General features: G+C 38.8%; 27 protein-coding genes. 17 read left to right on the forward strand and 10 right to left on the reverse strand.

Annotation, left to right across the window (positions count from 1 at the left end; genetic code table 11):
* Positions 1 to 15: 15 nt before the first annotated feature.
* Complete coding sequence (locus tag ACM03V_RS24040; RefSeq protein ID WP_414623323.1) at positions 16 to 600, reverse strand: DUF99 family protein; 585 nt, start codon at positions 598 to 600, stop codon at positions 16 to 18.
* 103 nt (positions 601 to 703) lie between these two features.
* Here ACM03V_RS24040 and ACM03V_RS24045 point away from each other — a divergent pair, with 103 nt between their 5' ends.
* Genes ACM03V_RS24045 through ACM03V_RS24065 form a run of 5 tightly spaced genes read left to right on the forward strand, consistent with a single transcriptional unit; the run spans position 704 to position 2,163 of the window.
* A complete protein-coding gene (locus ACM03V_RS24045) occupies positions 704 to 1,108 on the forward strand; it encodes a helix-turn-helix domain-containing protein (RefSeq protein ID WP_414623324.1) in 405 nt (134 codons plus the stop codon).
* Positions 1,109 to 1,151: 43 nt separating this feature from the next.
* Positions 1,152 to 1,427, forward strand: coding sequence for a hypothetical protein (locus tag ACM03V_RS24050; protein WP_414623325.1), 276 nt, complete (start codon positions 1,152 to 1,154; stop codon positions 1,425 to 1,427).
* Positions 1,424 to 1,561, forward strand: coding sequence for a hypothetical protein (locus tag ACM03V_RS24055; RefSeq protein ID WP_414623326.1), 138 nt, complete (start codon positions 1,424 to 1,426; stop codon positions 1,559 to 1,561). The genes ACM03V_RS24050 and ACM03V_RS24055 overlap by 4 nt, the downstream gene beginning before the upstream one ends.
* A gap of 36 nt (positions 1,562 to 1,597) precedes the next feature.
* Positions 1,598 to 1,867 (forward strand): type II toxin-antitoxin system ParD family antitoxin, encoded by a 270-nt coding sequence (locus ACM03V_RS24060; protein ID WP_414623327.1) that lies wholly within the window; start codon positions 1,598 to 1,600, stop codon positions 1,865 to 1,867.
* Positions 1,864 to 2,163, forward strand: coding sequence for a type II toxin-antitoxin system RelE/ParE family toxin (locus ACM03V_RS24065; protein ID WP_414623328.1), 300 nt, complete (start codon positions 1,864 to 1,866; stop codon positions 2,161 to 2,163). Before ACM03V_RS24060 ends, ACM03V_RS24065 begins: the two co-directional genes overlap by 4 nt.
* Positions 2,164 to 2,191: 28 nt before the next feature.
* Here the strand turns inward: ACM03V_RS24065 and ACM03V_RS24070 are convergent, their stop codons facing one another.
* Positions 2,192 to 2,818, reverse strand: a complete 627-nt coding sequence (locus ACM03V_RS24070) for a tetratricopeptide repeat protein (RefSeq protein WP_414623329.1) — start codon at positions 2,816 to 2,818, stop codon at positions 2,192 to 2,194.
* 9 nt (positions 2,819 to 2,827) lie between these two features.
* Positions 2,828 to 2,962, reverse strand: coding sequence for a hypothetical protein (locus ACM03V_RS24075; protein WP_414623330.1), 135 nt, complete (start codon positions 2,960 to 2,962; stop codon positions 2,828 to 2,830).
* Positions 2,963 to 3,275: 313 nt separating this feature from the next.
* On the opposite strand from ACM03V_RS24075, the gene ACM03V_RS24080 reads away from it, so the two are divergent.
* From ACM03V_RS24080 to cysW, 3 genes are all read left to right on the forward strand, one after another.
* Complete coding sequence (locus tag ACM03V_RS24080) at positions 3,276 to 4,346, forward strand: sulfate ABC transporter substrate-binding protein (RefSeq protein WP_414623331.1); 1,071 nt, start codon at positions 3,276 to 3,278, stop codon at positions 4,344 to 4,346.
* 115 nt (positions 4,347 to 4,461) lie between these two features.
* Positions 4,462 to 5,301, forward strand: coding sequence for a sulfate ABC transporter permease subunit CysT (gene cysT / locus ACM03V_RS24085; RefSeq protein ID WP_414623332.1), 840 nt, complete (start codon positions 4,462 to 4,464; stop codon positions 5,299 to 5,301).
* Positions 5,302 to 5,446: 145 nt separating this feature from the next.
* Positions 5,447 to 6,247 (forward strand): sulfate ABC transporter permease subunit CysW, encoded by an 801-nt coding sequence (gene cysW, locus ACM03V_RS24090; protein WP_414623333.1) that lies wholly within the window; start codon positions 5,447 to 5,449, stop codon positions 6,245 to 6,247.
* A 443-nt stretch (positions 6,248 to 6,690) separates the two neighbouring features.
* Here cysW and ACM03V_RS24095 read toward each other — a convergent pair whose 3' ends face one another.
* The gene (locus ACM03V_RS24095) at positions 6,691 to 7,368 is read right to left on the reverse strand and encodes a response regulator transcription factor (RefSeq protein WP_096660377.1); all 678 of its coding nucleotides are present in this window, start codon (positions 7,366 to 7,368) and stop codon (positions 6,691 to 6,693) included.
* 1,071 nt (positions 7,369 to 8,439) lie between these two features.
* On the opposite strand from ACM03V_RS24095, the gene groES reads away from it, so the two are divergent.
* The 4 genes from groES to ACM03V_RS24115 all read left to right on the forward strand — a co-directional run bounded on the left by groES (position 8,440) and on the right by ACM03V_RS24115 (position 11,930).
* Positions 8,440 to 8,751: a co-chaperone GroES gene (groES, locus tag ACM03V_RS24100; RefSeq protein WP_414623334.1), complete on the forward strand. Its 312-nt coding sequence runs from the start codon at positions 8,440 to 8,442 to the stop codon at positions 8,749 to 8,751.
* A 131-nt stretch (positions 8,752 to 8,882) separates the two neighbouring features.
* Positions 8,883 to 10,517: a chaperonin GroEL gene (groL, locus tag ACM03V_RS24105; RefSeq protein WP_414623335.1), complete on the forward strand. Its 1,635-nt coding sequence runs from the start codon at positions 8,883 to 8,885 to the stop codon at positions 10,515 to 10,517.
* Between the two features lie 785 nt (positions 10,518 to 11,302).
* Entirely contained in the window at positions 11,303 to 11,593 is a 291-nt protein-coding gene (locus ACM03V_RS24110; protein WP_414623336.1) for a nucleotidyltransferase family protein, read from the forward strand.
* 154 nt (positions 11,594 to 11,747) lie between these two features.
* Complete coding sequence (locus ACM03V_RS24115) at positions 11,748 to 11,930, forward strand: DUF86 domain-containing protein (RefSeq protein WP_414623386.1); 183 nt, start codon at positions 11,748 to 11,750, stop codon at positions 11,928 to 11,930.
* Positions 11,931 to 12,076: 146 nt separating this feature from the next.
* Here the strand turns inward: ACM03V_RS24115 and ACM03V_RS24120 are convergent, their stop codons facing one another.
* Entirely contained in the window at positions 12,077 to 13,537 is a 1,461-nt protein-coding gene (locus ACM03V_RS24120) for a cytochrome P450 (protein ID WP_414623337.1), read from the reverse strand.
* Between the two features lie 176 nt (positions 13,538 to 13,713).
* Between ACM03V_RS24120 and ACM03V_RS24125 the strand changes: the two genes are divergently transcribed.
* The 4 genes from ACM03V_RS24125 (at position 13,714) to ACM03V_RS24140 (ending at position 16,398) form a co-directional block, all read left to right on the forward strand.
* Positions 13,714 to 14,481 carry a class I SAM-dependent methyltransferase gene (locus ACM03V_RS24125; RefSeq protein ID WP_414623338.1) on the forward strand — a complete coding sequence of 256 codons (768 nt, stop codon included), beginning with the start codon at positions 13,714 to 13,716 and terminating at the stop codon, positions 14,479 to 14,481.
* A gap of 259 nt (positions 14,482 to 14,740) precedes the next feature.
* The gene (locus ACM03V_RS24130) at positions 14,741 to 15,520 is read left to right on the forward strand and encodes a class I SAM-dependent methyltransferase (RefSeq protein WP_414623339.1); all 780 of its coding nucleotides are present in this window, start codon (positions 14,741 to 14,743) and stop codon (positions 15,518 to 15,520) included.
* A gap of 307 nt (positions 15,521 to 15,827) precedes the next feature.
* Positions 15,828 to 16,100, forward strand: a complete 273-nt coding sequence (locus ACM03V_RS24135; RefSeq protein ID WP_414623340.1) for a type II toxin-antitoxin system ParD family antitoxin — start codon at positions 15,828 to 15,830, stop codon at positions 16,098 to 16,100.
* Positions 16,093 to 16,398: a type II toxin-antitoxin system RelE/ParE family toxin gene (locus tag ACM03V_RS24140; protein ID WP_414623341.1), complete on the forward strand. Its 306-nt coding sequence runs from the start codon at positions 16,093 to 16,095 to the stop codon at positions 16,396 to 16,398. Before ACM03V_RS24135 ends, ACM03V_RS24140 begins: the two co-directional genes overlap by 8 nt.
* Before the next feature lie 15 nt (positions 16,399 to 16,413).
* Here the strand turns inward: ACM03V_RS24140 and ACM03V_RS24145 are convergent, their stop codons facing one another.
* Positions 16,414 to 18,465: a tetratricopeptide repeat protein gene (locus ACM03V_RS24145; protein ID WP_414623342.1), complete on the reverse strand. Its 2,052-nt coding sequence runs from the start codon at positions 18,463 to 18,465 to the stop codon at positions 16,414 to 16,416.
* Positions 18,466 to 19,067: 602 nt separating this feature from the next.
* On the opposite strand from ACM03V_RS24145, the gene ACM03V_RS24150 reads away from it, so the two are divergent.
* Positions 19,068 to 19,934: a bifunctional class I SAM-dependent methyltransferase/HIT family protein gene (locus tag ACM03V_RS24150; RefSeq protein WP_414623343.1), complete on the forward strand. Its 867-nt coding sequence runs from the start codon at positions 19,068 to 19,070 to the stop codon at positions 19,932 to 19,934.
* Between the two features lie 25 nt (positions 19,935 to 19,959).
* Here the strand turns inward: ACM03V_RS24150 and ACM03V_RS24155 are convergent, their stop codons facing one another.
* The 4 genes from ACM03V_RS24155 to ACM03V_RS24170 form a co-directional block, all read right to left on the reverse strand.
* Positions 19,960 to 20,817, reverse strand: coding sequence for an Rpn family recombination-promoting nuclease/putative transposase (locus tag ACM03V_RS24155; RefSeq protein WP_414623344.1), 858 nt, complete (start codon positions 20,815 to 20,817; stop codon positions 19,960 to 19,962).
* A 101-nt stretch (positions 20,818 to 20,918) separates the two neighbouring features.
* Positions 20,919 to 21,137, reverse strand: a complete 219-nt coding sequence (locus ACM03V_RS24160) for a type II toxin-antitoxin system HicB family antitoxin (RefSeq protein WP_414623345.1) — start codon at positions 21,135 to 21,137, stop codon at positions 20,919 to 20,921.
* Entirely contained in the window at positions 21,137 to 21,358 is a 222-nt protein-coding gene (locus ACM03V_RS24165) for a type II toxin-antitoxin system HicA family toxin (RefSeq protein ID WP_414623346.1), read from the reverse strand. Before ACM03V_RS24165 ends, ACM03V_RS24160 begins: the two co-directional genes overlap by 1 nt.
* A gap of 92 nt (positions 21,359 to 21,450) precedes the next feature.
* Complete coding sequence (locus ACM03V_RS24170) at positions 21,451 to 22,014, reverse strand: Uma2 family endonuclease (protein ID WP_414623347.1); 564 nt, start codon at positions 22,012 to 22,014, stop codon at positions 21,451 to 21,453.
* Between the last annotated feature and the right edge of the window lie 51 nt (positions 22,015 to 22,065).

Genomic DNA, 22,065 nt, shown 5'->3' on the forward strand with positions numbered 1-22,065 from the left:
GAAAACCGCTATATTTCACGCAGAGCTTCCGCTTTCTCCTTTAATAACAGCCGCAGAAATCAAATGTGCTAAACGTAATGCTTCGGGTACTTTTCCGCAATCGGTTAATTTTTCTAATACTTTGGCAATGATTTCTGGCTCTTCACCACATACTTGAAATACAAAGGGCGAATATTCGTAAATTGTACCGGCACGTTTTAATAATTCTTGGCGTTTTTCTAAGTTTGGTAAACGACTCATCGCGTCGATAACTGCATCTAAATCGGGTTGACGACGCATCACAGCAACACAGGGAAGCTGGAGTTTTTCGGCTAATGTTGGTAAGTCAACTACGTTAAATCCACCAAAGCCAATTCCATCGAGTAATACTATATGTAATTGTGGTAAAAATTTGCTGCCAATTAATACTTTGCAAATCGTTTCCGTTGAGTCAAAACCATCTGGTTGTAATTCTCCCCAAACCATTCCTTCAAAACGAGTTCCCCCACAAATAATTCCCGCTAAATTGACTTTTTGTCCAGCACCGCGAATAAATGGCGCATCGTCAAAGCCAATTACACGAATTGTACGGTTGAGTTTGAGGAGAGATTCGAGATTCATGGTGGAAGGGAGTTAGTTGATAGTGGTTAGTTGTTAGTGGTTAGTGGTTAGTGGGTAGTTGTTGGGAGAATGATATTTTATTAGTATAAAGATAAATGGAAAAATGACCCGTACTTTTAATCCCGAATCTTATGGTGAATTACTCGCGAAGTATCAACCAAAAATAATTACTACAGATGAAGAAAATGAACAGGCTATAGCTTTGGCTGAAAAATTAGAGCATCGTCCGAATAAAACACCGGAAGAGGAAACCCTTTTAGAACTTTTGATAACGCTAATTGAAAAGTTTGAAGAAGTTAATTACCCGATTCTTAAAGGTACAGCTAGTTCAATGCTCTTACATTTGATGGAAGCGCAGAATATGACGAAGGATAGTTTTTTACAAGTTTTTGGTTCTATAGAAAATGTTGATAAGGTTATCAATAGTAATTTAAAAATAACTTCCCAACAGGCTCAAGAATTAGGTAGTTTATTTCATGTTGATGCAAGTTTATTTATGGAAGATTAATTAACTATAATAAAAATACATAATAATAATTAGCGGTGTAATCATGCAATCACTTTTTTGGACAGTAGAAGAAGTCGCTCGCAGAGCTAAACAATTTTACGAAAATGGTATTCGCCAAGAAGTTGAACATGGCGATAATATTGGCAAGATGATTACGATTGATGCTGAAACTGGCGAATATGGAATTGACAAATCTGGTATAGAAACTGCAATAAAGTTAAAGCAGAAGAAACCAATGGCTAGATTATTTACTATGCGAATCGGTTATGATGTAGCTGTCAGTTTTGGTCATGCTCCGATGAATCGTACAGTAGAATGATTAATGGAAGAATTAGTCAGGGTAAGGCAACAATTCCAGTAACTTTCCGTTTACCTTCACAGCCAGATTTTTCTGTGGATTTTGTTATTGATACTGGATTCAACGGTTATCTTACCTTACTTGGCTACTTATAATAAGAATATAGAAAAACAGTAGGGCAAATAATATTTATGAGTATCTCCTTAACCCCTGAATTAGAGGAATTTATTCAAAGTCAAGTTGAAACTGGTAAATATGCTTCAACAGAGGAAGTGATTATTGCGGGTATTAAATTGCTCAAAGAAAGAGAAAGGATTTATCAAGGTAGATTCGAGGAATTGAAACGGGAAATTGCTATTGGGGTTGAAGCTTCCGAGCGTGGGGAAGTTATTGATGGAGAAGTAGTTTTTCGTCAACTAGAGCAGAAATTACAACAGCGTCGTCAACAAGCTGGGGAATGAATAATATTTGTAGATTTACTGTTCCTGCAAGTCGGGATATTGAAAACATTATGGATTATGTTGCTGACAACAGTAGTTTTGATGCAGCTGAGCGTTTACTGAAGAAAATTAATCACAAATGTCGTAATTTAGCTAATTTTCCTAGTATGGGACGTAAGCGCGATCAACTTTTAAGTTCATTACGCAGTTTTCCTGTAGATGATTATTTGATTTTCTATCGTCAAATTGAAGAAGGAATTGAAATTGTTCGTGTTGTTAGTGGTTATCGGGATTTAGATGCATTGTTTGATGAATAATCATTGATAACTGTTAACTGATAACTGTTCACTGATTTCCACTTTCTCCCTGCTTTTTACGAAAATCCTCAAAATTATTGCGAATAATCTTCCTAAGCGGATGATTTTCTCCCAAAACCCGCTCCACTATCTCCACAGCTTGGATATAAAGAGGTTCAGCTTCCGAGTACCTTCCTTGACTAAAGTAGAGATTAGCTAAATTGTTCAAACTCATTGCTGTGTCGGGATGATTATCTCCTAAACGCGATCGCACTGCTGATAGACATTGCTTATGCCAAGGTTCTGCTAATGAATATAAACCTTGTCCATCGTAAAATCTAGCTAAACCAATAAAAGGCCAATATAAATTTTCATCGCTGACTGCATCAAGTTGATTTTCCACCACTTCTGTTAAATGGGGAATCGCATTTTTGACAAAGTTAAGAAATTCTAGAGTTGCTCCATAGTGAATAGTTTGAGCAATTTCAATAAAAGTGTTCGTAAATGCTTGTATTAACTCGTTTCTAAGTGCAGATGCTTGTAATTTAACTTGTAAAAATTCACGAATTAAGGGATGAATTTGATAGTAAAATGCATCTTCAGATTCTAAAGGCTGCACCAAATGACGTTGGTAAACTTCGTCAATAGCTACCTCAACATCAGATTCATCCCACACCCGCACAGCCTATCCGCCAATAATTTCAATCTCTTCTCTATTCCTAGCTTTTCTGTGTGCTGCTTGGATTTCCCGCACCTCTACATCCAATCGCAGTTTACTTGTATCCGTGGGATTAGCTGCTAAAATCAAGATTTTTTTCATAGCGCTATTTATGAAATATTTATGAAGCCAGCTTTATAGACATACAGCTAATAACCGTATTATTTCGGGAAAGAAAATTTAGAACTTCCTCAAATTAAGAAAAGGGAAAAGGGGTAAGTAAAAATCCTTACTCCCCTCCCATAGGTGTCTTATTTATTAATGGGTGTAAATCTAATCAACTTATGCAGTTAGCAGTTATTTAATCTTCCCTTTGTCTCCCCATCTCCCTGCGTCCCCATCATGTTGTAGGATAAAAAAATATAAAACCCGGTATCTTGACCGAGTTACCGTAGATTAACAGGGGAAACTAAAAATGGGGCTTTGGCGCTTCGTTGCCCGATTAACATCAAAGGGTGGAATCAAAAATTTTGTTTTATTATTTTTATTGAGTTTGAGTTTAACGGTTTCGCTAATTTCCTGTAGTGCGTCGAATGCTCAAAATTCTAATCGCGTCGATTTAACGCTGGTTTCCTATGCAGTCACCAAACCAGCTTATAGAAAAATTATTCCTCAATTCATCGAAGAGTGGAAGCAACAACACAATCAAACGGTGCGTTTTTACGAAAGTTATGGGGCTTCGGGCGCTCAAACCCGTGCTGTAGTTGATGGTTTAGATGCTGACGTGGTGGAGTTAGCTTTGGCGCTGGATATGAAAAAAATTGCCAAAGCCGGTTTAATTCAACCGGGATGGGAAAGCGAAGCGCCCAATAATAGCATTGTGACTCAATCTGTCGCCGCTTTAGTAACCCGCAAAGGTAATCCCAAACAAATTAAAACTTGGGAAGACTTGACAAAAGACGACGTTAGCATCATAACCGCAAACCCGAAAACTTCTGGTGTTGCGCGGTGGAATTTCTTGGCTTTATATGGTTCCAAAATAGAAACTGGCGCAAAAGATGCTCAAGCTTTAGATTTTACCAGCAAGGTTTATCAAAACGTTCCAATATTACCCAGAGATGCCCGCGAAGCCAGCGATGCATTTTTTAATCAAGGGCAGGGTGATGTTTTAATTAATTATGAAAACGAATTGATTTTAGCTGGTTTGAAAGGTAAACCGAGTAATTATATTGTCCCCGAAACTAATATTTTGATTGAAAATCCCGTTGCGGTGATTGATAAAAATGTAGATAAACATGGCAATCGAGAAATAGCAGAAGCCTTTGTAGAATATTTATTTACTCCCGCAGCCCAGAGAGAATTTGCAAAAATCGGATTTCGCCCAGTAAATCCAATTGTAAAACAAGAATTCGCTGCTAAATATCCTCCAGTTAAAACCCTATTTACCGTCAAAGAATTAGGTGGTTGGGATAAAGTTCAAAATAAATTCTTTGCCGATAATGCAGCATTTGATCAAATTCAGAAGAGAATTGGGAATGGGGGATAGGAGAGAGGGAAAAGGGGGTAGATAATTATTTTCAAACTAATTCCTAACTCCTAACAGACGTAGCACTGCTACGTCTCTACACTGATAACTGTTCACTGGTAACTGTTAACTGAAAATGGCTGTTGCACAATCTCGAATTCAAAATCGAAAATCGAAAGTTCCTCAATTCTCTTTGCCTTGGGGAATTACTATTGGTTATCTGACTCTCATGCTGTTGCTTCCGGTGACGGCTTTGCTTTTGCAGGCTTCTCAGGTGGGGTTAAGCGAATTTTGGCGGATTGCTACTAGCGCGATCGCACTTTCTGCTTACAATGTCACTTTTGTGACTGCCTTGGTTGCGACTGCTGTTAATGGTGCTTTTGGTTTATTAATTGCTTGGGTACTTGTCAGATATGACTTTCCGCTGAAGCGCCTTGTGGATGCGGCAATCGATTTACCTTTTGCTTTGCCCACGGCGGTAGCTGGTTTAACTTTAGCTAATGTTTACTCGGAGAATGGTTGGATTGGTTCTTTATTAGCACCATTAGGTATTAAAGTTGCTTTTAATCGCTTTGGTGTTTTTGTGGCAATGCTGTTTATTTCGCTACCGTTTATCGTGCGAGCGTTGCAGCCGGTGTTGCAAGAAATGGAACACGAAATAGAAGAAGCTGCTTGGAGTTTGGGAGCGTCGAAGTTTCAAACTTTTTGGCAAGTGATTTTTCCACCTTTATTTCCAGCTTTATTAACGGGTATTGCTTTAGGCTTTTCTCGTGCTGTTGGAGAGTACGGTTCGATTGTAATTGTCTCTTCAAATATTGCTTTCAAAGATTTAATTGCATCAGTATTAATTTTCCAACGTTTGGAACAATATGATTACGCTGGTGCAACAGTAATTGGCACCGTACTTTTAGGAATTTCGCTGTTAATTTTATTAGCAATTAACTTATTACAAGCTTGGGGAAAGAGGTATCAGTAATCAATTATCAATGAACAATTATCAATTATCAAATTGGTAATTGGTAATTGATACAATTCCTAATTCCTAATTCCTAACTCTTAATTCCTGATTTTTATCCCTGATAACTAACAACTAACAACCAACAACTAACTCTTATTTAATTATGGGTAAAAGACTTTTAATTATCAGTGCTATCACTTACTTGGGATTGGTATTATTTATTCCGGCTGCAAATGTTTTTTATCAAGCTTTTAAAGGTGGTATTGGGGAATTTTTTAGGAATTTGACAACTGATGATTTTGTCAGCGCGGTGGGGCTGACTTTACTTATTGCTTTGATTGTGGTGCCGGTAAATGCTGTATTCGGTCTTTGTGCGGCTTGGGTTTTGGCTCGCAATCGCTTCCCCGGAAGGGCTTTTGTGATGAGTATTTTAGATGTTCCTTTTTCTGTATCGCCGGTGGTTGTTGGTTTGATGATGATTTTGCTTTATGGGCAGAATGGTTGGTTTGGAAGGATATTAGAAGCAGTAAATTTTAAGATTATTTTCGCTTTTCCGGGAATGGTTTTAGCTACTGCTTTCGTAACTATGCCTTTTGTGGCACGGGAAGTAATTCCGGTTTTGGAGGAAATCGGTTCTTCTCAAGAGGAAGCTGCAAATACTTTGGGTGCGAGTCAATGGCAAACCTTTTGGCGCGTAACTCTACCAAATATCCGCTGGGGTTTGCTTTATGGCTTGATTTTGACCAATGCCAGAGCAATGGGTGAATTTGGAGCGATATCTGTCGTATCTGGCAATATTATTCGTAAAACTCAAACTTTACCGCTGTTTGTAGAGCAAGCTTATAAGCAGTATGAAACGGAAACGGCTTTTGCTGCTGCGGTGCTACTTGCTTGTTTGGGGTTTGTCACCCTGGTTTTAAAAGAAATTTTGGAACGGAAGACTACAGCGAGCAGTGAACAGTGAACAGTCAACAATTATCAGTTATCAATGAACAATGAGAGCTAACACATTAATAAACTAGGGGTAAAACCCAGTTATTACAATGAACCCTAGCCGATAGGGTGAACAACTAGGGTGTTGACTCTATACCTTTTTAAAAGATAAAAATTCATGCAAAAAATGCGTTGGTGTTCATGCGGAGTGCCCTCTCCCCTTCCCCTCTGCCCTTTTCCTGGAGAGGGGTGCCGTAGGCGGGGTGAGGGATAAGTGTTGCGATTGTTACCGGCATAAAAGTTGTGTGAACGAAAAACGCGGAATTTCTATCAAAGTCAACACCTTAGTGAACAACTGATAACTGATAACTGATGGCTGTTTGATTGTGCAAGGAGTCATTGTTAATCTTTTTTGAAGCGATTCTGGATTTTAGATTAGTAATTTTAATCTAAAATCCAAAATCCAAAATGGGCTTATGCCATTTGATTTTCAATCGCCCAGCGAGCTAATTCGGTGCGATTGTGGAGGTTGGTTTTACCCAACATATTGGAAACGTGGCTTTCAACGGTACGCTGGGAAACGTTTAATTCTTCAGCGATTTCTCTGTTAGCCATACCTCTAGCCACAAACTGCACTACTTTTAGTTCTGTTGGGGTTAGTTGAACATCAAAGGGTACCTGGATGCGAGAGCCGTTTTCGCCTCCCTTGGCTTGATGTTCTTTCCAACGAATGGTTTGTTTGAGCGAGGATTCAACTTGGGCTACGAGTTCTTCGGGTTCAAAGGGCTTGACCATATATACATCAGCACCTTTATTCAAACCTTTTACTCTATCTGCGCTTTGTCCCTTCGCTGAAAGGAAGAGAACAGGTATCCAACTGGTGCGTTCGGTTTGTCGGACTTGTTCTACAAAGGTGTAACCGTCCATTTCCGGCATCATCACGTCGCAAATAATCATGTCTGGAATGTCTAGCTCTAATATTTCCAGAGCTTCCCGACCATTTTCGGCCGTGACGACTTCATATCCTCGGAATTCTAAGTAGTCTTTTACCAGCAAGATGAGATTAGGGTCATCATCTATAAGCAGTAAGCGTTTGTGATCTTTCATGCTGGGTTCTTTCATAGCAGTGGCACTTGTCGCGCGTAGATCCATCAAGGTCTTGAATAGTTATCCTAATTGGTGGATGATTGAGATGTTGTCCTTTTTTTCCCACTTACCAAAATTTTCGATTGGTGGAACTCTCAAGGAAGATTATCCTCGACCTTAAGATTTCGTCACCAACCGGGCTGAGCTACAGTAAGGATACGTAGAGTAATAGTATCTATAATGCGCTATTATATATCGCTTTGAAAGATGCGGGCTAAAAACATTCCATTAAATAATAATCATGAGTATGTTCACGGCGGTGAGTATTAGGCGAATATACCAATGAGTGAAAATAACCCGCGCCTCATCTATTTTTCTGCTTTTACGTATCCAACTGAATGCTCTTCTCTCGTTTAAGATTTTATTTCTTATTCAGAGAAGCCTTTATGGTAAGGAACGAACAAAAAGTATCGGCACCGCAAACAATTTGTATACTTCGGAGCGCGTTCGGTAATCGCGCGTTCAATTACGAGCGGGGATAAAGGAGTAGTTACCACAAACAAAGAGGGGGGTAAGCTACTATTATTGTTCTAGAACAACCGCTCCCGCAAGTAGTTGGTTTTTGTTTATCAGAAACCGTCGCCAATTTTTCCACTTGTACAGAGTCCATTTTGAGCTTAAATAGTCACTTTTTCAAGTATTTCTAAAACTAAAACTAGCTATTAGAGAAGCAACAATTAGAAATTAAAGCTTAATTTCATAGAAATACACGTTGTTGAATTTTTGACAACCCTACAGTTTCTATATAGTTTATAAGCTGTTTGTAGGGTCAATCGTAGTTCTTTTTTGTACTTGAACGCTCGAATGAAACACTGGATCATCACGCATAAAAAGGCAACATTTTTCCGTTCTATAACAATTTCTTGGCTTTGCAAATAATGGCGAGCCATATCAAACTCTTCTTATGTAGTTACATAAAACCCGAACACCAAAGGAAAATTGAGCATTTATACTTAAGTACACCTATAGAAAAGCTTAGTTCGGGAACCCGTACTATAGGAAATGTTGCCATTGCACGTCTGGCTTCGCTAAATTAGCACTCAGGAGTCGAGAGTGCTAAAAAGGGAAATTTAAGTTATGGCAGCTGTATCTCTAAGCGTTTCAACAGTAAAACCTTTGGGCGATCGCGTTTTCGTGAAAGTCAACGCATCGGAAGAAAAGACCGCTGGTGGTCTATACTTGCCCGATACTGCAAAGGAAAAGCCTCAAGTAGGTGAAGTAGTAGCAGTAGGCGACGGTAAGATGAAGGATGATGGCGGTCGTCAGTCGGTGGATGTAAAGGTCGGTGATAAAGTTCTTTATTCCAAGTACGCTGGCACCGATATCAAGTTGGGTACCGACGAATATGTACTGCTTTCTGAGAAGGATATTCTAGCGATTGTTAGTTAGTAGTTAGTAGCTAGTTGTTAGTTGTTAGTTGTTAATCCTTAAAAGGAACTGCAACTAGTAATTAAGAACGGTGTAGGCGATAAATAACAACATTTTTTTACAGATAAGCGATCCTGTACAAGTAGGTAACTATGGCTAAGCGGATTATTTACAACGAAAACGCTCGCCGTGCTTTAGAAAAAGGCATGGACATATTGGCTGAGGCTGTGGGTGTTACCCTCGGTCCTAAAGGTCGTAACGTAGTATTAGAGAAGAAGTTTGGTTCACCTCAGATTGTTAATGATGGTGTGACCATTGCTAAAGAAATTGAATTAGAAGACCATGTAGAAAACACTGGCGTATCTTTGATTCGTCAAGCTGCTTCCAAGACTAACGACGCTGCTGGTGATGGAACCACCACCGCGACAGTTTTGGCGCACGCAATGGTTAAAGAAGGTTTGCGTAACGTTGCGGCTGGCGCTAACGCTATTTCTTTGAAGCGCGGTATTGATAAGGCATCTACCTTTTTGGTAGGAAAAATTGCCGAGCAAGCCCGTCCAGTAGAAGATTCCAAAGCTATTGCTCAAGTTGGTTCAATCAGTGCTGGTAACGACGAAGAAGTCGGCCAAATGATTGCTCAAGCAATGGATAAGGTGGGTAAGGAAGGCGTGATTTCCTTGGAAGAAGGAAAGTCCATGTTCACCGAGTTGGAAATTACAGAAGGGATGCGCTTTGATAAAGGCTATATCTCTCCTTATTTTGCAACCGATCCAGAACGTATGGAAGCAAATTTCGATGAGCCTTTCATCTTGCTCACCGACAAGAAAATTGCTTTGGTACAGGATTTAGTACCCGTTTTGGAACAGGTAGCTCGTTCCGGCAAGCCGTTAATAATCATTGCTGAAGATATTGAGAAAGAAGCTTTAGCAACTTTGGTTGTTAACCGTTTGCGCGGAGTACTTAACGTAGCTGCTGTCAAAGCACCTGGATTTGGCGATCGCCGTAAAGCGATGTTGGAAGATATCGCAGTTTTAACTGGTGGACAGTTAGTTACTGAAGATGCTGGTTTGAAGCTGGATGCCACCAAGTTAGATATGCTTGGTAAGGCTCGCCGCATCACCATCACCAAAGACAGCACCACCATCGTAGCTGAAGGTAACGAAGCCGCAGTTAAATCTCGCTGCGACCAAATTCGCCGTCAAATGGACGAAACCGAATCTTCCTACGACAAAGAAAAGTTGCAAGAGCGTTTGGCTAAATTGTCCGGTGGAGTAGCAGTTGTGAAAGTTGGTGCTGCAACCGAAACCGAAATGAAGGACAAGAAGTTGCGCCTTGAAGACGCTATCAACGCTACCAAAGCTGCTGTAGAAGAAGGTATCGTTCCTGGTGGTGGTACAACATTGGCTCACCTAGCTCCTCAATTGGAAGAGTGGGCGAATGCCAACCTCAAAGGTGAAGAATTAATTGGTGCAATGATTGTAGCCCGCGCATTACCCGCTCCTTTGATGCGGATTGCTCAAAATGCCGGACAAAACGGTGCGGTAATTTCCGAGCGTGTTAAAGAAAAAGAATTTAACACTGGCTACAACGCAGCAACCAACGAATACACCGATATGTTCGCTGCTGGAATCGTCGATCCCGCAAAAGTAACTCGTTCCGCACTGCAAAACGCAGCTTCCATCGCGGCAATGGTGTTGACAACCGAATGTATCGTTGTTGACAGACAAGAACCTAAAGAAGGTGCTGGTGCTGGCGCTGGAATGGGCGGCGGCGACTTCGATTATTAAGTCGAGGAAAGCTTGCTGAAAGGTTAGTTTACGTTAATTAAATAACGCCCTATTTTTGTAAACAGCTGTCTCTTGGAGGCGGCTGTTTTTTTCAGTTAGCTGCAAGCAATTAGCCTCACCCTGTCTTGTCGGACATCCCTCTCCTTAGTAAGGCTACCGTGTACACACAAGTACTCTCTATATAGGTTTCAGGGATTTTAACCGCGTTGAATCGTCATTGCGAGCGAAGCGAAGCAATCGCATTAATGGTCAAATTACTGCGATTGCTATGTCCTGACGGACACGCTTCGCTAACGTCGTTCCTCCATTCCCGGTGTAGGGAACACTAAGCCCTTCGGGCATACTTCGTGAACGTGAACGCAATGACTGGGCTTTGAGCGATTTAGCTAATAGTTCAAAACAATGTTCCAGGTAGGATTCTAAGACTTGTGTGTACACGGTAGCCTTAGTAAGGAGAGGGAACGAGGGTAGTAATTTTATTTAAGTATTTTGTTGTTTTGTGAAGTTGATGGGTTTAATTGTGATGCATATTGCTGGGTGGTATAAATGATGGTTTCTTATTTTGCAACGATAGAATAAATATACATTGATTGTGGTAGCGAATAGTGAGAAGCAACGCAAATGAAAAGCGGTTGATTTTTTCTCAAATGTGCAAACATCTGTACTATTAGGATAATTAAGTTTATTTTATATATATGGAAATCCCAAACTTTATCACCCATTATCATTCAGCAGATCATAGATAGATATTTAGATAAAATCAACTACACAACTAATGAAATATCATGAAACGCGATGAAGTTTTAGCAATTGTTGAAAAGCATCAAGAACAATTACAAAAAATGGGTGTCAAGTCTTTAGATTTGTTTGGCTCTGTTGCACGGAATGAAGCGCGAGAAGATAGCGATGTCGATTTTTTTGTAGAATTTAATCGTGAGGTTGGATTATTTGAGTTTATAAAAGTAAAGCTTTATTTAGAAGATATATTAGAACGTTCTGTAGATATTGGAACTTTGGACACTTTGCGAGAAAATTTAAGAGAACCTATTACTAAGGATGTGATTCGTGCCTTCTAGAGATTGGCGTTTTCGTGTACGGGATATGATACAAGCTATTACTTCAGTTCAAAATCGTGTCGCTGATTTAACCTTTGCTGATTTTCAAGCTAACGAGACTATAGCAAAAGCGGTTTTCTACGACTTTTTGATTATTGGGTAAGCAGCAATAAATATTCCTCCTGAAATTCAATTGCGTTACCCTAACATTCCTTGGCGCATTGTTGCTGATATGAGGAATGTAATGGCTCATGAATATTTTCAAGTTAATCAAAGAATAGTTTGGAATACGATTGAAAATAACCTTCCCGAATTAATGATGCAATTGGAAGAATTAATGGAAGGGGAAGAATTTTGAAGTTTTAACTTAAAACTATCTACAGATGTCTGATTTAACGAATGCTAAAGATACCGATCAAAAAAAACCGCAGAGTCGCAGAGAGCGCAGAGGAAGAAAATAATGAGAGTCAAACTATTAATTGATAACTGCTAACTCTTAACTGCTCACTGTAATTCCACCATCTCGCGAATATTCCCCCTTAATCCTCCAACTCCCTGACTAAATTCTCGATCTTGCTGACAAACTAACATCGGTAAACCACCTTTAGCAGCCAAAACAATCAAAGCGCTACGATTAATTGTTTGTTGTGGTAAACATTGAAAACGGAATTTTTGCAGCAACATTGCTAATACAATTTTGATTTCCATCATCGCAAATCCGGCTCCGATACATTTACGAGAACCAGCACTGAAGGGATTGTATGAAAAGTTATCTACTTCTAAATTTTGCCAACGTTGGGGATTAAATTTATTAGGTTCAGAGTAAATTTCGGGACTGTGATGAGTGTGGTAAATACTTAGCCAAACTTCAGTTCCTGTGGGTAATTCATAGCCTTCTAAGGTGGTTGGTTGGGATGTGACACGAGCATTCCAAGGTACTGGAGGTAATATCCGCAAACTTTCTTTAATGACTCGCTCTAATAATGGTAATTGCTGCAATTGTTCGATTGTGGGTGCTGCTCCCTGTAATACTGCTTCGAGTTCATCGAGTAAATCAGCAGCAATTTGTGGATGTTGGGAAAGTAAAAATAATGTCCAATTTAAAGCATTAGCGCTGGTTTCGTGTCCAGCAGCAAATATTACACTCACGTGTCCGAGTAATTCATCTTCGCTTAATGTCATTCCAGTTTCAGCATCTCTTGCTTGGATCAACATTGAAAGCACATCTCCTGTATCGCTATCTGAAGCTTGTCGAGAGCGAATTATCCCGCGCATTTCTTCGTCTAACTCAGCCATTAAAGTCATCATCTGACGGAAAGGAAACCCCGGTAAATCGAAGGGTAAAACCATCGTTTTCGGATTACCTAATAAAATGCCAATTTTTTGCAGAAGTGCGGCGCTTTTACTACCTTTTTCACCCATATCCACACCGAATAAAGTTTTGGTGGCTACCCTTAATGTCAGTGATCGCATTAATTTAGCAATATTCATGACTTGATTAACTTCTAATTGATTGGCGATCGCCTCTGTAATTTCAACGAAAGTATTCCGGTAAGACTCGATACGTTTTTGATGAAAAGCTGGCATTAATAGCTGACGGTGACGACGATGAGCATCGCTATTTACACCAAACAAACCCACACCAAAATGTTTCAAAGGTTCTGTACGTTTCGATTCATCTCTTCTGCTATATAATCCACCAGTCAAAGGATATTTGTAATAAATTTCATGTTGACTTGTGACAGTTTGGACATTTTGGGCACCATAAGTAAAAACAGTACCGGGACAATTTGGTAATGGAGAGTAAGTATTAGTACCACCACCACGAGCAAGGGAAACTAAATTACCGTATTTTTGGAATAGTTGACTGGTAAAACCTAGCGAATCTCCAACAAATTTTGATAATAATATAGTGCGTCCAAATAACGGTAAAGGTTGAATACCGGGGACTGTTAATTTAGTCATTGTAAAAGTGTTTAAAGTAATTAGTTAAATGCTAATATCACAGTGGAATTTTTAATGTTTATAATTGACTTTTACATTGAAAACCTCACCCTTTTTCCCTCTCATTGTTAAGGAGAGGGATGTCCGCAAGGACAGGGTGAGGTAAAATTTGTATTGCATCCCAATGAGTTATATAAATGAATTTCACCACACCCTTATACAACCTCAATCCCTTAACTCGTTTCTCCGATAAAGCAGAAAATTACACAAAATACCGTCCAATTTATCCAGATGCAGTTATTAATAAAATTCTAGAAAATTTAGCACCACTAAATCAACTTTTCGCGGCGGATATTGGTGCTGGTACGGGAATTTCTGCACGTCAGTTAGCTGAGAAAGGTGTAAATGTAATTGCAATTGAGCCAAATTCAGCGATGAGAGAAGCTGCTGAAAAACATCAAAATGTTGAATGGAAAAATGGAAATGCAGAAGCGACTAATTTACCCGATGCATCAATTGATTTAATAACTTGTTTTCAATCTTTTCACTGGTTTAATCCTCAACCAACTTTAACGGAATTTCGCCGCATTCTAAAACCACAAGGAAAATTAGCGATAGTTTTTCAAGATATCAATCGCGAAGATGAATTTACCAAAGTTTATGGTGAATTGATTAGTAAAGCAGCAAATAATCGTCCGCCAACAGATTTTAGTTCTAAAATTGAACCTTTGAGAAAAAGTTTGGATTTTGAATATATTGATTGCTATAAATTTCCTTATAAACAAGAATTAGATTTATCAAGTTTAATTGGTCTTGCAAAAAGTGTTTCGTTTATTTCGTCGGAAGAAACAGTACAAAAGCAACTTGTTGATGATTTAGAAAATTTGTTTCAACGCTTTTGTAATTCAGATGGTTTCGTTTATCTTGTTTATCGTAATAGCGTGCATTTGGCGAATGTTTGTTGAAGTTTAATTTCACACATTACCCGGCGGTTGAAACCGCGTCTACACAAGCAAAACCCGCCTGCGCGGGTTAAAAATCCATTAATCCACGGAGGTGGATTTTGAAATGTAATTTCACACATTACCCGGCGGTTGAAACCGCGTCTACACAAACGAAACCCGCCTGCGCGGGTTAAAAATCCATTATTAATCCACGGAGGTGGATTTTGCCTGTGTAGCAGCGGTTTCAACCGCCAGATACTCTAATATAATGATTAATAAAATGACCGAAACTAACAACTCACTAACCCCATTACACACACTAAATCCCCTAAATCGATTCTCCGATAGAGTCGAAGATTACGCAAAATATCGCCCTAGCTATCCAAAAGCAGCAATCGATCAAATCCTCGAAAATTTTACCTTACCAATTACAGCAGCAGATATTGGAGCGGGTACCGGAATTGCTTCGCGGTTATTAGCTGCTCGCGACATAAAAGTAATTGCGATCGAACCAAATCCGGAAATGAGAAACGCTGGTATTAGAGATGCGACATCTTCGGTGGAATGGAAAGATGGTACGGCAGAAAAGACTGATTTACCAGACGCATCAGTTGATTTAGTAACTTGTTTTCAAGCATTTCACTGGTTTACTCCCCAACCAACTTTATCCGAATTTCGCCGCATTCTGAAACCACAAGGAAAATTAGCGGTAGTGTGGAATTTTCGCAATGAAAACGACGAATTTACGGCAGAATATAGCAGAATAGTTCGTGAAGCATCAAAGAATCATCCAGCAGAATCGAAGATGAAATCAACGGAACCTTTAACAGAAACGAATTATTTTAATAACTTTCAAGAATATACTTTTGTTTATCAACAAGAATTAGATTTAACTGGACTTATTGGACGTGCGATGAGTGTTTCTTATCTTCCTAAAACAGGAGAAGATTACGAAAAAGTTGTTGATGAATTAGAGAATTTATATCAGCGATTTAAGAACGAAAAAGGTTTTGTTTATATGACTTATTTTACCAGCGTGCATCTTGGGGAGGTGAATTAACCATTTCTTTGATCGGCAACGAGTTATTGTTAGGACTTACGCAACGGAAATTTGTCATTGCGACCGGAACGCAGTGTAGGGAAGCAATCGCGGCATTCTTGGGATTACTTCGCTGTCGCTCGTAATGACGCGGTTACGTTACTTTTGCGTAAGTGCTGATTGTAAAACTGTCATTGCGACGTATGTTGTAATCCCAACGTTTAGCTAGATTACGTCGTTGTTGCTCGTAATGACGGATAATGCTTGCTTTTGCGTAAGTCCGATTTAATTTAAAATTATAAACAATAATAAATGGTAAATAATATTTATGAGTATTTCCCTAACTCCAGAATTAGAGCAATTTATCCAAAGTCAAATTGCAAGCGGTAAATATGCTTCAACAGAGGAAGTGATTATTGCCGGTATTAAATTGCTTGAGGAAAGAGAAAACATTTATAAACGTAGATTCGAGGAATTGAAACGGGAAATTGCAATTGGGGTTGAAGCTTCCGAGCGTGGGGAAGTTATTGATGGGGAGATAGTTTTTCGTCAACTAGAGCAGAAATTACAACAGCGTCGTCAGCAAGCTGGGAATGAGTAAAATCTGTAGATTTACTGTTCCTGCAAGTCGGGATATTGAGAATATTATTGATTATGTTGCTGACAACAGCAGTTTTGATACAGCAGAGCGTTTGTTAAAGAAAATTAATCAAAAAAGTCGTAATTTGGCAAATTTCCCTAATATGGGAAGCAAGCGTGATCAACTTTTAACCTCGTTGCGTAGTTTTCCTGTAGATGATTATTTGATTTTCTATCGTCAAATCGAACAAGAAATTGAAATTTTACGGGTTGTGAATGGATATCGGGATTTAGATGTATTGTTTGAAGAAAAATCGTAATAATCATTTCAAACGTCAACTGTCCACTGTTCCCTGCTTTACCCGTAAATCTTCCAAATTTCCCCGACACTTCACCAGATGCGGATGATTTGCATCCAAAACCCGTTCCAAAATCTCCAAAGCTTGAATATAAAGAGGTTCTGCTGCTTCGTACCTTCCTTGGGAGTAGTAAAGTTCAGCTAAATTGTTCAAGCTCATTGCAACATGGGGATGATTTTCTCCGAGTAGCTGTTTAGATAACTCCAAAGCTTGAATATAAAGAGGTTCTGCTGCTTCGTACCTTCCTTGGGAGTCGTAAAGTAGAGCTAAATTGTTCAAGCTCATTGCAACATCGGGATGATTAACTCCCTGTAGCTGTTTACTTAACTCCAAAGCTTGAATATAAAGAGGTTCTGCTGCTTCGTACCTTCCTTGGGATTTGTAAAGTAGAGCTAAATTGTTCAAGCTGGCAGCAACATCGGGATGATTAACTCCCTGTAGCTGTTTACTTAACTCCAAAGCTTGAATATAAAGAGGTTCTGCTGCTTCGTACCTTCCTTGGGAGTGGTAAAGTGCAGCTAAATTGTTCAAGCTGGCTGCAACATGGGGATGATTTTCTCCCAAACGCTCGCGTACTGTTGATAGACATTGCAGTTTCCAAGGTTCCGCTAAAGCATATAAACCTTGTCCTTCATAAAACCTAGCTAAACCAATAAAAACCCAAATTAAATTTTCATCGCTGAGTGCATCAAGGTGATTTTCTGCGACTTCTGTTAAATGGGGAATCGCGTTTGTAACTGACTTGATATCCTCAAGGGTTGTTGTTTCGAGAATTGTTTGAGCAATTTGAATAAAAGTGCTAGTAAATACTTGTTTGAACTCATTTATTTGTGCGGATGCTTTTAATTTAGTTTGTAAAAACTCTCGAATTAAAGGATGAATTTGATAGTAAGATGCATCTTCATATTCTAAAGACTGCACCAAATTACGTTGGTAAACTTCCTCAATAGCTACCCCAACATCAGATTCATCCCAATTGAGGGATTTACTCATCGATTCTACCCATTCCCACTCAAAAATATTTGCTGCAAATAGACTTAATAATGCAGCAAACTCCCGTGTTGTAGGATTGAGTTCTTTCCAACTTAATTCAAATGCGTCTAAAACTCCTAATTGGGCTGTACGTAATCCTTTTTGCTGGGGATTCATCGCATCTTGATGCAGTCGTTGTTCTTGCAACTGTTCCAGCATTTTCTTTAAAGTAAAATGGGGAGGTTTTTTCTTGATATACCTTCCGACTAATTCTATCCCTAAAGGTAAATATCCCAACCATTTACATAATTCTTGGGCTGAATAAAATTCTTTATTTACTTTCCTTTCACCAATTAATTTTTTGAATAATTCTAAAGCTTCCTCTGGTGACAACACATCAAGGGATATTTCCTCAATATTGGTGTCGATATCTCGCAATCTGGTTGTCACCAAAACCCGGAAGCGCTCAAAAGATGGTAGTAAATCAGCAAACCCTTCCAAATTCGTCACATCATCTAATATTACCAACACCAAACCTTCAGGTGGCTGCCAATTTTGCCAACACCAAGCTACTTGTTCCTCCAGAGTCAGCGGATTTTCTTGGATATCTTTTTGTGGGATTTTCAAACCCATTTTCAACTGGACAAATTGAATAATTTCCGCAGCTAAATTTGTATCTCTAACATTTAACCAACAAATCCCACCGGGATAATCATCTTCGTATCTGCGTGCGTACTGCGTAGCTAATTCTGTTTTCCCAACACCACCCATCCCAGATACAGAAGAAATGGCGACTTTATTGTTTGTTTCAGAAAATTTATCGTGAATTTTGATAAGTTCATCTTTTCTTCCGACAAAGTTATCACTGCCAAATTTCGGGATATATTTGATGGGTTTAAAAGATTCTTTTGAAGGAGGATTATTAATTATTGTTCCTTTATTGACACCAACTCCAAAGTTACCTTGTTGTTGGATATAATCACCTTGAATCCGCTCGTTATAGTTACCATCACCTGTATTAATCTCGCGATTTTCATTCTCTTCGTTGTTATTCATTTTATTTTAAGTAGGCAGGTTTAATTAGATGTAAAACGTCATTGCGTTCACAAAGTGTTCCCTCTTAGGGAATGGAACGAAGCAATCGCAGCTTGGAAGTATCCGTAGGGTTGGCTGCTAAAATCAATATTTTTTTTCATTGCGTTATTTATGAAGTAATTATCAAGCCAGCTTGATAAAGAAACAGTCAATAACTATATATTTACGGAAAATAAAAATTAGAACTCTCGTAAAGCCAGAAAAGGGAGAAGGGTGAGGAAAAACCCTACCCTCCTACCCAAGGAGCATTTGAGGTTTAATATGCAGCTATCTATTAATAGGTGTAGGTTAAATCAACTTATGCAGTTAGTTATTAGTTGTTAGTGGTTAGTAGTTAGTTGTCAGGAGTTTTGGATTATTTATTCTTCTTCTTGTCTCCCCATCTCCTTTGCGTACCCTCCGCGCATACCTTCGCGTCCCTTTGCGTTAAAAAAGAACAATACCCGAAAATTTACTGAACGTAAGAACTACTTCATTAAGCTATATTTTAAATTAATAAATAAACTTTAATCCTGACATCGAAGTTTTTAAAAACCTTGGTTTATTTCGTTATATATAATTAAATGAAAAAACAACAAAATAACTTCGCTCACCTTACTGCAATAGAAAGGAATAATTTATCATATCCAGCCAAGCTTTTATTACAAAAAGAATTACTACAAGGCAAAATTTTAGACTTCGGTTGCGGATTTGGTAGCGATGTCAAAGTGTTGCAAAAACAAGGATTTGACATTACAGGTTACGACCCTTATTATTTTCCCCAATACCCACAAAATAAATTCGATACAATAATTTGTTTTTATGTTCTAAACGTTTTATTCCCAGAAAAGCAAGCCGACGTTTTAATGGAAATATCGCATTTATTGAAACCAGGAGGTAAAGCCTATTTCGCCGTCAGAAGAGATATTAAAAAAGAAGGATTTCGAGAACATTATGTCCATAAAAAACCTACATACCAATGTAATGTAAAACTTCCTTTTAATTCAATATATTTAAACGATAACTGCGAAATATACGAATATATTCATTATAACTATCATAAACATTCATCTGAAAACTGCATATTCTGCAATCCTCGCCAAAGCCTAACATTACTAACCGAATCAGCAACAGCCTATGCCATGCTCGACGGATATCCCTTAAGTAAAGGACATACATTAATTATTCCCAAACGTCACATCAGCAACTATTTTGAGCTACCGTTTAAAGAACAATCAGCTTGCTGGTTAATGGCTAATAAAGTGCAAGAAATCATCGGTAAAGAATTTGCACCAGACGGTTTTAATGTAGGAATGAATATTAATCGAGATGCAGGGCAAAATGTTATGCACGCCGGAATTCATGTAATTCCTCGTTATAAAGGAGATGTTGAAGGTGCTAGAGGTGGGATACGAGGTGTAATTCCGAAACGCAAAGTGGCGCGGAGGTAAACGCGGAGGTGTGCGGAGAATGATGTTAGAGTATTTGTTGCAATTCCTCAACTGTATTTGCAGCGATAATATTTCGTAAAACCGTTTTTAATTCTTCTAAATCAGATTTTTGTTCTATTTGTGGCATCAATTGCAAGCCATCGCTACCAAACTTAACCTCTAAACTCATTTCAATATTTGACAGCATTTGTTCTCTTTTTCCACGTTGTTCCCCACGGGCTTCTCCCTCACGTAAAATTTCTTGATACCAAGGCGATTCGCGTAACACAGCCATATCCCACCTCATGATTTCTTGAACTAAACTACTTTCTAATACAAAAGTAGCAAAAAAAGCCAAGACTGTTTCTAATTGGTTGAGTTGTTCGTCTTGACGCAAAACCTGTAAGGCTTCTCGAATTACTGATTCGTCTTCACCACCTTTGAGAATAGGAACGAATGGAAGCAAGGAAGGTAATGGTTGATCGAAAACGATATTGACATCAACTTCCCACAAATTGATAACGCAATAGTCTTGAATTGCGCGTAATCCGGCAATATTTGATTCATAAGTTGTCGGTATTTCCGCGTTACTTGTTTTGAGAATATTGATTAATATGGGGTATGTTGGTAAATCGTATTTTTCTTCCGCAAGCCCCGAATAACAACGCATCCGACGCGGCATTTTTGAAATATAGCGTAATTGTAATTCGTTGAGAACTAAAAACTGTCCGAATTGAGGATTTTCAACGCGGATTAAAACATCACTTTCGCGGCTAATCCACTGAAATTCCGAGTTGAGAATTTCGCTAGCAGTTAGATCGGGAATTTGCGTTACCCATCGTACCCAATTATCAGGAGCAAGACTAATTAAACGTTTGGTACTGACATCTGCTGGTTTTGTCATTGGAATGTAGATGCACTTATATTAAGTAAACCTACCTTATTTTTTGCAAGAGTTATAAAGCTTGTTTTAAAGTTCAGATATATAGCGAAACCATGTTTTTATCAAGCAATTTGCAGCGTGCTAGGTTCCGGGATAGATTCACCTTCAGCTTGCCAAGCTTCCAAATACATTTCAATTATTTCCTCACCGCTACGAATCGCATCTTCACGAGTTTTACCATGAGTACAAGGCATGATAACGCGATCGCTAAATTCTGGGATGGTGACTAAAAAAAGCTGGTCTTCATCTGACCATTGAATAATCATACTGTATCGATTCATCAATCTTCATCCTCTTGTAAATCTTCGAGTTGAGCTAATAGCTGCGTTAACTGCTTTTCTAAATATGGTGGCACATCATCTCCATCCTTACCTGGAATTGTCATTGTTTTTTGTAGCAAAGGATGTCTCCAACGCTCATGGCTACCCTTACCACGTTTGGGCAAATAAACAAATCCTTCACGCGCAATCTGAGCTTTCAACTCTCGAATTTTTCTGGGCATTAATTTAGTTTACGTTTCTATTGTCTGTGTTTTCACTTTCTCATCTTTTAAACTACTATTAATAATTAATTGCTAAATTATACTATTACTTTTCACTCCAACAACCAAGCAAACAAATCTCTCACTGTAAGCTTTAATTCACTTGCAAAATCTGGTACGGGAAGTAGCGCATCTGGTTCGTCAAACACCTCAGTTTCTTGCTTGGGACGAAAAACAAATACGGTTTGCTCAAGTGGATCTATCAACCAACCCATTTGAGTTCCATGCTTGAGACAATGAAGAATATTTTTTGTTACTTTTGTCTGGCTTTGGTCTGGTGATAAAATTTCAATAGTCCAATCTGGTGCAATTAGGAATGCATTTGCAACTTCCCCATTTTCATCGCGGGGAATGCGATTCCAAACAAAAACGGCAATATCGGGTACAGTTGAGCGATCGCCAAAAGTGCAACGCAATTCAGGAAAAGCACGAGCAATACGTTTTAGCTTTACTACAGTATTGATGCTAGGAACTAGTTCGCCTTGAATCGTGCTGTGTTTCCCTTGAGGCATAGGTTTGACAATAATTTTTCCATCAATATATTCATTGGCTGGTTTAGTTTCTGGTAGTTGGAGAAACTCTTGCAATGTTATGTTTTTCGACGCTAATTGTACCATTTTGAGGTTGCCTCGAAGATTGTTGAACTAATATATAGATTAATCCAAACA

The organism is Calothrix sp. CCY 0018 (assembly GCF_963920925.1).
GTDB lineage: Bacteria > Cyanobacteriota > Cyanobacteriia > Cyanobacteriales > Nostocaceae > Rivularia.

Coding starts and splice junctions, on each gene's coding strand:
- ACM03V_RS24040 (WP_414623323.1), bottom strand. CDS start 600: ATGAATCTCGAATCTCTCCTCAAACTCAACCGTACAATTCGTGTAATT.
- ACM03V_RS24045 (WP_414623324.1), top strand. CDS start 704: ATGACCCGTACTTTTAATCCCGAATCTTATGGTGAATTACTCGCGAAG.
- ACM03V_RS24050 (WP_414623325.1), top strand. CDS start 1,152: ATGCAATCACTTTTTTGGACAGTAGAAGAAGTCGCTCGCAGAGCTAAA.
- ACM03V_RS24055 (WP_414623326.1), top strand. CDS start 1,424: ATGATTAATGGAAGAATTAGTCAGGGTAAGGCAACAATTCCAGTAACT.
- ACM03V_RS24060 (WP_414623327.1), top strand. CDS start 1,598: ATGAGTATCTCCTTAACCCCTGAATTAGAGGAATTTATTCAAAGTCAA.
- ACM03V_RS24065 (WP_414623328.1), top strand. CDS start 1,864: ATGAATAATATTTGTAGATTTACTGTTCCTGCAAGTCGGGATATTGAA.
- ACM03V_RS24075 (WP_414623330.1), bottom strand. CDS start 2,962: ATGAAAAAAATCTTGATTTTAGCAGCTAATCCCACGGATACAAGTAAA.
- ACM03V_RS24080 (WP_414623331.1), top strand. CDS start 3,276: ATGGGGCTTTGGCGCTTCGTTGCCCGATTAACATCAAAGGGTGGAATC.
- cysT (WP_414623332.1), top strand. CDS start 4,462: ATGGCTGTTGCACAATCTCGAATTCAAAATCGAAAATCGAAAGTTCCT.
- cysW (WP_414623333.1), top strand. CDS start 5,447: ATGGGTAAAAGACTTTTAATTATCAGTGCTATCACTTACTTGGGATTG.
- ACM03V_RS24095 (WP_096660377.1), bottom strand. CDS start 7,368: ATGGATCTACGCGCGACAAGTGCCACTGCTATGAAAGAACCCAGCATG.
- groES (WP_414623334.1), top strand. CDS start 8,440: ATGGCAGCTGTATCTCTAAGCGTTTCAACAGTAAAACCTTTGGGCGAT.
- groL (WP_414623335.1), top strand. CDS start 8,883: ATGGCTAAGCGGATTATTTACAACGAAAACGCTCGCCGTGCTTTAGAA.
- ACM03V_RS24110 (WP_414623336.1), top strand. CDS start 11,303: ATGAAACGCGATGAAGTTTTAGCAATTGTTGAAAAGCATCAAGAACAA.
- ACM03V_RS24120 (WP_414623337.1), bottom strand. CDS start 13,537: ATGACTAAATTAACAGTCCCCGGTATTCAACCTTTACCGTTATTTGGA.
- ACM03V_RS24125 (WP_414623338.1), top strand. CDS start 13,714: ATGAATTTCACCACACCCTTATACAACCTCAATCCCTTAACTCGTTTC.
- ACM03V_RS24130 (WP_414623339.1), top strand. CDS start 14,741: ATGACCGAAACTAACAACTCACTAACCCCATTACACACACTAAATCCC.
- ACM03V_RS24135 (WP_414623340.1), top strand. CDS start 15,828: ATGAGTATTTCCCTAACTCCAGAATTAGAGCAATTTATCCAAAGTCAA.
- ACM03V_RS24140 (WP_414623341.1), top strand. CDS start 16,093: ATGAGTAAAATCTGTAGATTTACTGTTCCTGCAAGTCGGGATATTGAG.
- ACM03V_RS24145 (WP_414623342.1), bottom strand. CDS start 18,465: ATGAATAACAACGAAGAGAATGAAAATCGCGAGATTAATACAGGTGAT.
- ACM03V_RS24150 (WP_414623343.1), top strand. CDS start 19,068: ATGAAAAAACAACAAAATAACTTCGCTCACCTTACTGCAATAGAAAGG.
- ACM03V_RS24155 (WP_414623344.1), bottom strand. CDS start 20,817: ATGACAAAACCAGCAGATGTCAGTACCAAACGTTTAATTAGTCTTGCT.
- ACM03V_RS24160 (WP_414623345.1), bottom strand. CDS start 21,137: ATGAATCGATACAGTATGATTATTCAATGGTCAGATGAAGACCAGCTT.
- ACM03V_RS24165 (WP_414623346.1), bottom strand. CDS start 21,358: ATGCCCAGAAAAATTCGAGAGTTGAAAGCTCAGATTGCGCGTGAAGGA.
- ACM03V_RS24170 (WP_414623347.1), bottom strand. CDS start 22,014: ATGGTACAATTAGCGTCGAAAAACATAACATTGCAAGAGTTTCTCCAA.